The sequence below is a fragment of the Parasulfuritortus cantonensis genome, assembly GCF_004337445.1.
In the GTDB taxonomy this organism is placed as follows: Bacteria; Pseudomonadota; Gammaproteobacteria; order Burkholderiales; family Thiobacillaceae; genus Parasulfuritortus; species Parasulfuritortus cantonensis.
On the sequence record NZ_SJZB01000004.1, the window covers coordinates 1 to 12127 of the forward strand.

The following is a 12127-nucleotide window of genomic DNA, read 5'->3' on the forward strand; positions in this document are numbered from 1 at the left end:
TCGACGCCCTGGACGCCAGCCCGGAGCTGATGGCGGCCTACGACCTGCTGGCCGAGGTCCGGGTCGCCAAGAAGGACCCGGTCGGTGCCCAGAACGCGCTCCAGGACGGCGTCGCCCTGTCCGGCAAGACCGTGCGGCGCCAGCAGCAGCTGGGTGAACTGGCCTACGACAACGGCGATCTCGACACCGCCCGGGCCGCCTACCAGGCGACCCTGGACAAGGGGCGCCATTCCATCTTCGTCAGCCACACCGATTACGGCAACCTGTGCCGCGTGCAGGTCGAGCAAGGCGACCTGAGCGGCGCCCTGAACACCCTGAAGAAGGGCAAGGACACCCTGGCGGCGACCCAGGAGGGGCAACTGGTGGCGGCCGTGGTGCAGAGCGTCGTGCATGCCAAGTCCGGCCAGCCGGAAGCCGCCCGCCGTGCGCTCGACGAGGCCAGCCGCCTGCATGCCGGCGGCGTACGCGGCGACGGCCGGCTGATGCTCGACCTGGCCGGCTCCTACATCGCCCAGGGCCGCCACGAGGAGGGCGACGCGGTGGTCGGCGAGGTCGCCCGCAACGCCCATGACAGCGACGCCCTGCTCAGCAAGGCCAAGGACATCTATCTCAACAGCGGCCGCCAGGCCGCCGGCGAGGAACTGCTCAAGCAGGCGACCACCGAGGTGCGCCAGCTCAACAACGAGGGCGTCTACCTGGCCCAGAAGGGCGACTTCGACGGCGCCGTCAAACGCCTCCTCACCGCGGCGCGCGAGGCCCCCTACAATCCGCGCGTCCTGATGAACGCGGCCTGGGTTCTGTTGCGCGACATCGAGCGCAACGGCCTCAAGGAAGGCAACGTCGAGGAGGCCCGGCGCCTGCTCGACGACGTCGAGCGCCTGGCGCCGGGGCATACCCGCCTTCCGGGCCTGCGCACCCAATTGCGCGAGATCGAGGCGCGCTTCGGCATCGCCAGGAGGAAGGCCTCATGACCATGACCGCCCAGGACCTGTACGCGGCGCTGATGCACGAGTTGAAGAACAGCCTCGGCCTGCTCGCCATGACCATGGACCGGATTCCCCACATCGACAGCGAGGCGCACGACCGGCCGCTCGACGAATCGCGCCTCATGTGCCAGCAGGTGGTGGAACGCCTGCGCCAGTCCCTGCTGCTGTACAAGGCGGCCAACCACAGCCTGCCGATGTCGATCGACGCCTATTCCCCGCACGAATTCCTGCGCGAGGTGGGTGACGAGGCGCGATCCCTGGCCCGCGGCCGGGTCGCGGTCGAAGTGGCGGTCGACGCCGCCGTGCCGCCGCTCTGGTTCTTCGACCGCAACCTAGTCGATATCGCCATCAGCAACGCCATCCACAACTCCCTGGTCTACGCCCGCTCGCGCATCGACATCCGCGCCGACCTGACCGACGGCATGCTGAGCCTGACCGTGGCGGACGATTCCGCCGGTTTCCCCGCCCACATCCTGGAGTCGCTGGCGACCGGCGCGCCGTTCAGTTCCGGTGGTACCGGCCTCGGCCTGCGGCTCGCCGAGATGATCGCCGAGGCCCATGCCAACAAGGGGCGGGCAGGTCTGCTGCGCCTGAGCAACGAACCGGGTGCGACGTTCAGGCTGCTGTTGCCCTGAGCGGTCGATGTCCCGACCCGCGGACAGCCCCGCTCCGGAAACCCCCGGCCCGACGCCGCGCAGGCGGAGCGTCCTGACTGCGTTCGCCAACGCCGCCGTGACGGCGCTGGTCCGGTGCCGGGTCCGGCTGGCACTGGCGGTCGAACGGCCGCCGTACGAAGGACTCCTGAAACGCTTATGGCAGGGGCTCTACGGCAACCGGCCGTTCAGGGCCCTGGCGTCCCGGTGCCTCGACAAGCTCAACCTGCGTGGCGGCGACTTCGCCTACCTCGTCCTGGTGCGGGAACTGATCGGCCGCGGCGTGGCCGTGTCGCCCGAATACCGCTGGCGAGATGCCGCGGCGGTCGACGCCGTCGCCCGCGCCGGCGGGCCGGCCATCGTCGTCTCGGTGCACAGCGGCTTCGCCTTCAACGTCAGGACGTTCTCCGACCTCGGCAGAAAGGTCACCATGATCGCGGCCAACCCCGAGGGCGTGGTCGACCATGCCTTCCGGAACGCCGCCGTGAACGCGCGCGACGTCACCATCGTCAAGCGCGACCAATTCTGTCTGGTGCGGCTTCGCCGCGCGCTCGTGGCCGGCGACGTCATCTGCTCGGCAGTCGATTACCGTTCGGAGCAGGCGGGGCAATACGACCTGGTCAGTCCGTCCCTGTTCGATTTTTCCGCCGCATTCGGCGTGCCGCTGTATTGCACGTATACCTCGGTGGACCCGGATGGCGTTACCGAAGGCGTCATCGAGGGGCCGCTCGAAGGCGACAGCGCGGAGAGACTGGAACAATTCATGGCGTTTCTGAAGGAACACAGACCGGGGGCGCGCTACGCCGTGCGGCGCTACTGATAGCGTACGTTCGGAGCCCACGACTTTCCGAACGGGTCTTGTGGCCCCACTCCCGGTTGGTCCCCTCGCGAGCGGGGGAAGCACCTCGGTCCGCTGCGGCAGCATCTTCGGCGGGGGTCGATCCCCGCGTGAGCGGGGAAAGCCGGCCGATGAATCCAGACCGGCGGCGGGGCAGGGGTCGATCCCCGCGTGAGCGGGGGAAGCACCGCCCGATGACCTGGCTAAACGAAACCGACGGGTCGATCCCCGCGTGAGCGGGGGAAGCCCTTAGGTGGTAAAGGTCACACCAACTCAGAGAGGTCGATCCCCGCGTGAGCGGGGGAAGCCTCGATCAGGTCGTTGTGGCGCTCGGCATAGGTGGTCGATCCCCGCGTGAGCGGGGGAAGCACTAAGTCGGTCGCCATGCGCCTAGGGAATGAAGGTCGATCCCCGCGTGAGCGGGGGAAGCACCCTGGGGCTAGCCCCAGACCCACACGAGGGGGGTCGATCCCCGCGTGAGCGGGGGAAGCCGAGAAAAATTGTCCGAATGGGAGGGCGGGCAGGGTCGATCCCCGCGTGAGCGGGGGAAGCCGGCCATGTTGTTTCCTTTCTGTTTGTAAAAAAGGTCGATCCCCGCGTGAGCGGGGGAAGCGGTGAATGGCAGCCACGCTTGTCGATCTTTGAAGGTCGATCCCCGCGTGAGCGGGGGAAGCAAAGCGAGAACCGGCGCGACGCACCGGAATGGGGGTCGATCCCCGCGTGAGCGGGGGAAGCTGGGCAGATTGACGTGACCAGTCCTAACAGTCGGGTCGATCCCCGCGTGAGCGGGGGAAGCGCAGCAGACGAAGGTCGAGCCTGGAACGCAGGGGGTCGATCCCCGCGTGAGCGGGGGAAGCTCGTCCTCGACAAACTCGAAGCGGACGCTGCCGGGTCGATCCCCGCGTGAGCGGGGGAAGCGCCAAGCGCCTGGCCGGCGTCGATCGCCTGGAGGGTCGATCCCCGCGTGAGCGGGGGAAGCTCTGAGCTGAAGGTTGGGAACGTTGGGCAGAGGGGTCGATCCCCGCGTGAGCGGGGGAAGCCATTGCCAACGGCTTCAGCTAGGCCTGCCTGGGGGTCGATCCCCGCGTGAGCGGGGGAAGCACCATGATCGCAGCCGGCTTGGTGCTATCGGAGGGTCGATCCCCGCGTGAGCGGGGGAAGCCTCCTGAGCTTGGTTGTTGCCCTCGGGTTGAAGGGTCGATCCCCGCGTGAGCGGGGGAAGCATGATGTCCTCGATACGTACGGTGCGGCCGTCGGGTCGATCCCCGCGTGAGCGGGGGAAGCGTGAAGCAGGCTGACAGGCATGCCTTTTCGCGGGGTCGATCCCCGCGTGAGCGGGGGAAGCCTCGAACGGTCTGCTTTTCGACCTTCAGGGAAAGGTCGATCCCCGCGTGAGCGGGGGAAGCGAGCGCGTCGAGCTGGCAGTCTCGGCACGGTCGGGTCGATCCCCGCGTGAGCGGGGGAAGCAATGCCTGGCCCATTTGGTGTCCAGCCGTGGAAGGTCGATCCCCGCGTGAGCGGGGGAAGCAGCCACTTGACCGCATCGCGGCCGAAGGGAGGGGGTCGATCCCCGCGTGAGCGGGGGAAGCCCGTAGTAGGTGCTGAACTCATGCCAGGTGTCGGGTCGATCCCCGCGTGAGCGGGGGAAGCACATCCTTGCCGCGCACGCCAAAGCGACCGAGAGGTCGATCCCCGCGTGAGCGGGGGAAGCAACACCAGAGCCGCCAACACCAGCCAAATACGGGGTCGATCCCCGCGTGAGCGGGGGAAGCTCAGCCACGCGGCCGGCACCGTCATCATGGCCGGGTCGATCCCCGCGTGAGCGGGGGAAGCCCCTTGATGCGGTAGATTCGGAGGTTCATCAGGGGTCGATCCCCGCGTGAGCGGGGGAAGCTTGCGCCCGCTGCTCGATGTGGCCGGAGAGAAGGGTCGATCCCCGCGTGAGCGGGGGAAGCACCGGCATCCTGTTCCTGCGTGGGCGGCTGACGGGTCGATCCCCGCGTGAGCGGGGGAAGCCAGGTCGGCGCGGGCCTCGGTGAAGCTGGGAAGGGTCGATCCCCGCGTGAGCGGGGGAAGCTTGTACCTAAAGCCCGACGCGGTCCTTACTACAGGTCGATCCCCGCGTGAGCGGGGGAAGCGATCCCTTTTCTCGGACTGGTCCGGTACGCGCGGGTCGATCCCCGCGTGAGCGGGGGAAGCCGTAGTAACCATAACGGCCCCACCCTCATCGGGGTCGATCCCCGCGTGAGCGGGGGAAGCACGCAAGCGTCCGCGCTGTCTAACGCGCAGACGGGTCGATCCCCGCGTGAGCGGGGGAAGCGGTGATGACCGGGATGTCGGTGGTCTTCATCCAGGTCGATCCCCGCGTGAGCGGGGGAAGCCAACCGGCTTTATATAACCGTTGGCATAGCTGGGGTCGATCCCCGCGTGAGCGGGGGAAGCGTATTCTGGCCAATCTTGCTCGATTACCACGCAGGTCGATCCCCGCGTGAGCGGGGGAAGCACCGGTGCTCCGGCGACTGGGTGGAGTCCGAGCGGTCGATCCCCGCGTGAGCGGGGGAAGCTCGATGCTGACGAAGAAGTTGGCCAGGTCCAGCGGTCGATCCCCGCGTGAGCGGGGGAAGCCGGCGGACACCTGAAAGAAAGGAATGCGATGGCGGTCGATCCCCGCGTGAGCGGGGGAAGCACCGAACTGGTCGGGCAGGGCCCAATCGACGTGGGTCGATCCCCGCGTGAGCGGGGGAAGCGCTTGGGGTGCGGGCTTTGCCCTCCCGGTCACGGGTCGATCCCCGCGTGAGCGGGGGAAGCTTGCTCGTCGGGCCACTCGTCGCAGCTTGGGAAGGTCGATCCCCGCGTGAGCGGGGGAAGCAAGTCAGGCATACCTTGCACGCTCCGGATATTAGGTCGATCCCCGCGTGAGCGGGGGAAGCCTCAGCGAAAGCGCGATCCGTCGCCTCCGCAAGGGTCGATCCCCGCGTGAGCGGGGGAAGCCCACCACGCCTCGATGCCCGCCACCAGGGCGAGGGTCGATCCCCGCGTGAGCGGGGGAAGCGTACCCGCTTGAAATGAGCGACGGTAACGAGGGGGTCGATCCCCGCGTGAGCGGGGGAAGCGCTGGCCCACCGTGCCAAAGGCCGGCACCTGCAGGTCGATCCCCGCGTGAGCGGGGGAAGCGTGGCTCCGTTGACGGTCTCCCGGACGGCCCGGGGTCGATCCCCGCGTGAGCGGGGGAAGCCATCCGCCGAATTCGTAGTCGTCGAGCTCGACGGGTCGATCCCCGCGTGAGCGGGGGAAGCGAGGGGATCACTACGGTAGAGGTGCCGGCGACAGGTCGATCCCCGCGTGAGCGGGGGAAGCCCGATCGGCAGGTCCACGTTGCGCCAGGCGCCGGGTCGATCCCCGCGTGAGCGGGGGAAGCTACGTGCCGGACGGGCAAGTTTGGGCCACAGCAGGTCGATCCCCGCGTGAGCGGGGGAAGCGCAGAGGAGCAGATCGAGCTGCTCAAGGGGTTGGGTCGATCCCCGCGTGAGCGGGGGAAGCTCAGCCAAGCCTGGCCAGATCGTGCTTGACCCGGGTCGATCCCCGCGTGAGCGGGGGAAGCCATCACCGTCACCTGCCACCCGACCCGCTACGGGGTCGATCCCCGCGTGAGCGGGGGAAGCAACGTGATCGCCGCGCGACGCAGCGGCACAACGGGTCGATCCCCGCGTGAGCGGGGGAAGCTTGTTGGCGGTGTCCGGGTCATACTCGGCCTGGGGTCGATCCCCGCGTGAGCGGGGGAAGCGGGTTGCTGTTTGTTTCGGGGTTCAAAACATGAGGTCGATCCCCGCGTGAGCGGGGGAAGCGGGCGCAGGCGTCAACCAATGCGGCCGGATTGGGGTCGATCCCCGCGTGAGCGGGGGAAGCGTGCTGGCAGGTGAGGCGGATTATGGCCAAACAGGTCGATCCCCGCGTGAGCGGGGGAAGCGGATTCTGATGTTCGGGTTCGGAAAATCCCGAGGGTCGATCCCCGCGTGAGCGGGGGAAGCGCGGGGAATAAAAAAGGCCGGTTTCCGCCCAGGGGTCGATCCCCGCGTGAGCGGGGGAAGCACAAGGACGGCAACGACCGATACACCACCGAGAGGTCGATCCCCGCGTGAGCGGGGGAAGCCCAGTGGCCCCGCTGTTGATGCGCCCGACAGCGGGTCGATCCCCGCGTGAGCGGGGGAAGCTTGATACCTTCAACGACCACTACGGCCCTTGGGGGTCGATCCCCGCGTGAGCGGGGGAAGCGAGGCCGTAGCTCCGACGGCCAAGCTCATTTCGGGTCGATCCCCGCGTGAGCGGGGGAAGCCATTGGCACCACGCCTCGATGGTGAAGTCGACGGGTCGATCCCCGCGTGAGCGGGGGAAGCGCGCGAGGTGGCCGAGCCGAGCGTGGTCTGCAGGGTCGATCCCCGCGTGAGCGGGGGAAGCGCGCTTGCGCTCGCCGTGGAGTTCGCACCAGCGGGTCGATCCCCGCGTGAGCGGGGGAAGCGGCTCATCGTCCGGGATGAGGCGCGTGGTGCCGGGTCGATCCCCGCGTGAGCGGGGGAAGCACCGGCTTCTTGGCACCGTAGTCGAAGCGCTGGGGTCGATCCCCGCGTGAGCGGGGGAAGCTCCATTCTGACCGGCAGCTTGTCGGTGCGATAGGGTCGATCCCCGCGTGAGCGGGGGAAGCTTTTGTATTTTCTGCGGGGCCGATTCCATATCGGTCGATCCCCGCGTGAGCGGGGGAAGCCGCAACTTCGCGGCCTACCCGCGCCAGATACCGGGTCGATCCCCGCGTGAGCGGGGGAAGCAGTATGCCGCTATCCTCACCGACCCCAAGGGGCGGTCGATCCCCGCGTGAGCGGGGGAAGCGCCACCTGGTAGCCGCCGGCCATGACGATCTCGGGTCGATCCCCGCGTGAGCGGGGGAAGCCTGGTACGACGCCGAGCGGGTCAAGCAGCCTGGGGTCGATCCCCGCGTGAGCGGGGGAAGCGGCGAGCGCAGCATGGCCAAGACCGTGGCCATGGGTCGATCCCCGCGTGAGCGGGGGAAGCCTCTACGTAGACCTTGTGGCCGTCAGTGGTCAGGGTCGATCCCCGCGTGAGCGGGGGAAGCTAGGTCAGGACGATGTTGTCCGTGTTGGCGACAGGTCGATCCCCGCGTGAGCGGGGGAAGCCGGAACACGCGGCCGTTGAGCTGCCACATGCCGGGTCGATCCCCGCGTGAGCGGGGGAAGCGACCAGAACGAGGAGTCAAGCACGACCGACGGGGGTCGATCCCCGCGTGAGCGGGGGAAGCTGAACAGCATGGTTACTCCTTCGGTTGAACGGGGGTCGATCCCCGCGTGAGCGGGGGAAGCACAACGAGGAATTCGAGTCGTTCGACGATGCGGGGTCGATCCCCGCGTGAGCGGGGGAAGCATGCTGGAAATCTACAGCGACTACGCCGTCGAAGGTCGATCCCCGCGTGAGCGGGGGAAGCTTCTCCGGTTTCCGGCCTCCCACTGCTGCCATGGGTCGATCCCCGCGTGAGCGGGGGAAGCGCCAGTCCAGGCCCCGGACGGGAAACCCATGTGGGTCGATCCCCGCGTGAGCGGGGGAAGCGGATTTTGTGTGACTTGCGGCGACTGCGAAACGGGTCGATCCCCGCGTGAGCGGGGGAAGCCTGGTGAGCATGTGGGCGACGCAGTCGACCTCGGGTCGATCCCCGCGTGAGCGGGGGAAGCCTGGTGAGCATGTGGGCGACGCAGTCGACCTCGGGTCGATCCCCGCGTGAGCGGGGGAAGCGCCAGATCGGCCCCTGGGCGGGCATTCGTTGGCGGTCGATCCCCGCGTGAGCGGGGGAAGCTCTACACAACAATAGCTTGAATTATTGCGAATTTTTAAAGAACGGGAACGTGGCAGGCTGTTAGAAGGCCATCTACAGCAACTATCTTGATCGGTGGTACGCCCAATGTTCGTACGGCCTGACCGCAGGGGACGGTGGGGTCGGCCCAGACCATGATTACCGAAGCGCTATCTTCGTGGGGGAACCAGTCAGCCACCACGGCCCAGATGCGCTCGCGTACCGCGGGCGAAATGTGTGGTGTGCTGTACACGCCGGGGGCCAATTCCAGCAGCGAGGAAGAGAGGAAGCCCCGCATCCGATCACTGACGTTTCGGGTCACCAAGAGAGTCATGGTCACCGAGCAACTCCTTTACGCGGTCGATCATTTTCGGGATGAGTTTGTAGCGGCGGAATTCCATGGCTGCCTCACGGCGCAGTGTGCGTTCCAGATTCAGTCTCTTGTCGTCGAGGACACGGCGAGCGATGCGAAAGGCAAGGGGGATGGTGACTTCGGCACGGTATAGATCGGCCACGTCGAGGGTGAAGGCGTTGCTGGAATCTTCGTGGATGAAGCCTAACGGCGGCAATGCACCAACCGCGGCGACGGCAATGTCAGCGGCGCTTTCGACGAAGGTGGCGGCATGGTTGATCGCTTGGTTAGGGACGTCGGCCCCTTCCGGTCTGCTACGGTCGTAACGCCGACCTTCCCAGGGCAGCCGATGGCGATCGGCTTCAAGCCGGTAGACTTCCTTCATCCGCCCGCCTTCGATGCCCCGAAGTACGGCAATGTCGCGGTGCGGGAGGACGCGGCCGAAACGCAGGGCATACATCTTGCGGGCGACGTCGAGCCGGGCTTTTTCATCCGCCCACAGGCGGGCGTGGGCACGGGCAATGTCGCTGTGGCCCTGACCCATCGGCGGAGCGGTGTAGAACTTGGTTCCACCCTCGCCGACGGCGGCGAGCAGGGTGCCATGGCGGGCGAGGACGCGCAGGGCATCGTGGCTGACAGTGGAGCCGGGGCCTAGCAATATCAAGGAGACGTTCTGATAGGGAATCGCGTAGTCGCCGGGTTCGAGGTCGGCCGATTCGGTACAGACGAAACGCAGGGTGCCGTCCTCGACGAACAGTCGGCCGCGGGAGAGCCAGACCAGGCCGTGACGGTCGACATGGGGTATGCGAGCTTCAGCCAGCCCAAGACGCCCGGCGAGAAGGCCTGGCATGTCAGGTACCACCCCTCCCCGGTGGCCGCAGCAGCAGCATGCCGAAGCCGAAGGCACGATGGCGGCCTATGCCTCGCGCCAGAAGACTGGCGAAGACATCCGGATCAAGGACACGTAGTTCGCCGGTGAACAGCGCATCGGGGCGTTCCACGCCGTGATGGCGATGGTCCTGGCCGGCACGCGACTGGCGAAGGCTTCGGACACGCCGGAAGCCGGCGAGGGTAATGAGTTCAGCTTTTGCCGCCTCGTTCTGGCCAAACTGTCGGTCGAGCCACGTTCCGTACACCTCAGACCGGTTCGCCGGCTCACGGCCTGATGCCTTGGCCTCGTCCACCTCCACCAGGTAGAGGTCGCGTTCCCGTTCGCCCCGGCTGACCGGGCAAGCACGCACTTCGAAGCCGAGACGCTGGCCTACGTGCCACGTAGTGGGCATTTCCTTGCTGGCGGCGGTGTCCCAGTCGCAGACCGCGAGGGCAGCCGGCAGGGCGAATGTCCGGGCGTGTTCGGCTAAGTGCTGCGCAGGCTGGAGGGCGTAGCCGAGCAGGCGCAGGCCGCGGCGGGTCTCCTGGAGACGGAAAGGGCGCGGGGCGAGCTCGCCCAGGGTTGCCGCGAGCCAGGCGTGGGCGGCATAGCCGAAATCTTCGTCACTGTAACCTTGCTTCGCTGCATGGCCCTGGTGCCAGGCGAAGCGGGTCAGTGCGGCGGCGTCAAGCGGGAGTTCGATCATGTGCATGGCGGTACCTCGGGCAGGGGGCCTTCGGCGACCAGTCGGCTGCCGGCGTGCCATTGGTTGTGCCAGTCGCGTTGGTCGTAGACGGGGTGCGTTTGCTCTTCCGACGCGCGGCCGAGTTCGGCTGGCCAGCGCGCCGCCATGGCGCCACTGGCGTTGCGCACACGGCAGGTGGCACGTGGTTCGGCCTGCAGGATCGCAAGGAGACCGTCTCCGCTGCGACGGCCCGCCAGAATGGGCCCGGCAGGCAGGCAGGCCTTGCGGCCGATGAACAAGGGCCGGGCCGGATGACGCAGTGCCGCTTCGAGGGCGTCGAGGTCGGGGGCGACGTCCGCCTCGGCAAGGGCAAGGGCCGTGGTGAGCAGGCCGTTGGCCCAGTAGTGGCGGTAGCGTTGATGGGTTCCGTAGCGGGCGTCCGGGCCACCTTCGCGATGTTCCGGCAGGCCACGGGTGGTCCAGCCAGGGTGGCGCATCTTCTCCTGACCCAGGTCGACGGTGTGATAGTCGCGGATGGCCTCGCCGGCCAAATCCCAGCGCGAGGCGACGATGAGCCTTTCCTGCAGGCGGCCGATGCGTTCGCCGTCTCGGTGGTGCCAGCCAAGGGCGTTGGCGAACAGGCCGGCGAACAGGGAGAGACCCGGGAAGCGGTCGGTGACATTGTGCTGGTCGACCATGACCCCGCCGAAGCTCATGAGCGGCGCATCGAAACGCAGAATGAGGGCTTCCATCACTCGGCACCGAACAGGCTATCCAGGGCTGCGGCAATGCTGGCCTTGAGCGGCGCACGGGGAACGTCGGCGAGGCTCGCGGTATCCACCGTGGCGGAGACAAAGCGCTTTTCTTCGCAACCGTACATGGCATCGACGGAGGCCAGGTGGCGACCGAGCGCGTCGATGGCCTGCTGTTCGGTGTTGCCCTTGGGTTTGAGGGCTTCCAGGTAGGCGTTGGCGAGAGTACGCGGCTGGCTGGTGCCCGTTTCCAGGAGCACGCAAGCAGCGCGGGCATAGGGCGCGGTGGCACCGAGCTTGGCGCCCGGACTGACGGTGGCGATGGCTTCGATCAGGCGGCTGACCACGTCGCGAGCGTCTTGCAGCGTTTCCGCCGGCTGTTTGCGCCAGTCGGAAGCGTCGCAGCCACACAGGTTGGAAACCAGCAAGGGCACGTCGACGACGACATAGCCGTAGAACAGGCCAGCGCCCAGCTCCATATCACCGGCATGGGCGGCGCCAGCGTCCTCGTCGGCTTCTTTGAGGTCGTCCACCACGGTGAAGTAGTCCACTTCGGTGGCCAGTGGGTGGACGGTGAAGGCGTGGGCGACGTGGACGGCGGCATCGGTGCGGGCAAGGATGTCCGAGGTGACGAAACGGCCGAACATGGCGCCCTCGACTCCGGCCACCAGGTTCACGCCGGCGGCCTTCCACATGGCCTGCAGATTGCCCTTTTCCGCCTTGAGACGTTCGTCGAGCACCTTGACGGGGTCGGCGCTGTCGGCCGCGCATTCACTGATGAGCCGGACCAGGTAGTCGGCTTCCGGTTTGCCGAACAGCACGGGCTGCTTTAGGCGCAGGGGATGGTCCTTGTCCTGTCCGCCTTGCACCAGACGCTTGATCAGGGCTTCGACGAGCTTGGTGGCCGTGTCTTCGGCAATGCCGGACTCGATGACGCGGGGGAGGATTTCACGCTCGAAGAACATGCGCGAGCGAATGCCGCCGGGCAACTTCAAGGCGCGGTGGAAGTCGTCGCGCCAGTGTTTCTTCAGGCATTGCGAGGAGACCCGCATGCGCTCGGCATTGCCGAAGGGGATGCGTTTCGCCAGACCCGCATCGTCGCGGTTGAGCAAGGCGGCGGCGTAGGAAGTCAGGGC

At 67.5% G+C, this 12127-nt stretch carries 8 protein-coding genes and 1 CRISPR repeat array; of the genes, 3 read left to right on the top strand and 5 right to left on the bottom strand.

Features of this window, described 5'->3' with window-relative positions:
• From EZJ19_RS01065 to EZJ19_RS01075, 3 genes are all read left to right on the top strand, one after another.
• Positions 1–971: tetratricopeptide repeat protein (locus EZJ19_RS01065; protein WP_131444456.1), on the top strand; the 971-nt coding region annotated here is incomplete at its 5' end.
• The gene (locus tag EZJ19_RS01070) at positions 968–1621 is read left to right on the top strand and encodes a sensor histidine kinase (RefSeq protein WP_131444457.1); all 654 of its coding nucleotides are present in this window, start codon (positions 968–970) and stop codon (positions 1619–1621) included. The genes EZJ19_RS01065 and EZJ19_RS01070, both read left to right, overlap by 4 nt.
• Before the next feature lie 97 nt (positions 1622–1718).
• Positions 1719–2459, top strand: coding sequence for a hypothetical protein (locus EZJ19_RS01075; protein ID WP_131444458.1), 741 nt, complete (start codon positions 1719–1721; stop codon positions 2457–2459).
• A 54-nt stretch (positions 2460–2513) separates the two neighbouring features.
• Positions 2514–8334: direct repeats of the CRISPR family, unit length 28 nt; unit sequence GGTCGATCCCCGCGTGAGCGGGGGAAGC.
• Between the two features lie 34 nt (positions 8335–8368).
• Here EZJ19_RS01075 and cas2e read toward each other — a convergent pair.
• The 5 genes from cas2e to cas7e all read right to left on the bottom strand — a co-directional run.
• A complete protein-coding gene (gene cas2e, locus EZJ19_RS16745) occupies positions 8369–8665 on the bottom strand; it encodes a type I-E CRISPR-associated endoribonuclease Cas2e (protein ID WP_420813086.1) in 297 nt (98 codons plus the stop codon).
• Positions 8634–9533 carry a type I-E CRISPR-associated endonuclease Cas1e gene (gene cas1e / locus EZJ19_RS01085; protein ID WP_131444460.1) on the bottom strand — a complete coding sequence of 300 codons (900 nt, stop codon included), beginning with the start codon at positions 9531–9533 and terminating at the stop codon, positions 8634–8636. Before cas1e ends, cas2e begins: the two co-directional genes overlap by 32 nt.
• Position 9534: 1 nt before the next feature.
• Complete coding sequence (gene cas6e, locus EZJ19_RS01090; protein ID WP_206199269.1) at positions 9535–10266, bottom strand: type I-E CRISPR-associated protein Cas6/Cse3/CasE; 732 nt, start codon at positions 10264–10266, stop codon at positions 9535–9537.
• Positions 10257–10991, bottom strand: a complete 735-nt coding sequence (gene cas5e, locus EZJ19_RS01095) for a type I-E CRISPR-associated protein Cas5/CasD (protein WP_131444462.1) — start codon at positions 10989–10991, stop codon at positions 10257–10259. The genes cas6e and cas5e overlap by 10 nt, the downstream gene beginning before the upstream one ends.
• The coding region (cas7e, locus tag EZJ19_RS01100; RefSeq protein WP_131444463.1) for a type I-E CRISPR-associated protein Cas7/Cse4/CasC at positions 10991–12127 on the bottom strand (1137 nt) is incomplete at its 5' end. The genes cas7e and cas5e, both read right to left, overlap by 1 nt.

Excerpts from the sequence above, each read along its gene's own strand:
- cas1e (WP_131444460.1), bottom strand. The coding sequence starts at position 9,533 with ATGCCAGGCCTTCTCGCCGGGCGTCTTGGGCTGGCTGAAGCTCGCATA.
- EZJ19_RS01070 (WP_131444457.1), top strand. The coding sequence starts at position 968 with ATGACCATGACCGCCCAGGACCTGTACGCGGCGCTGATGCACGAGTTG.
- cas2e (WP_420813086.1), bottom strand. The coding sequence starts at position 8,665 with ATGACTCTCTTGGTGACCCGAAACGTCAGTGATCGGATGCGGGGCTTC.
- cas5e (WP_131444462.1), bottom strand. The coding sequence starts at position 10,991 with ATGGAAGCCCTCATTCTGCGTTTCGATGCGCCGCTCATGAGCTTCGGC.
- cas6e (WP_206199269.1), bottom strand. The coding sequence starts at position 10,266 with ATGCACATGATCGAACTCCCGCTTGACGCCGCCGCACTGACCCGCTTC.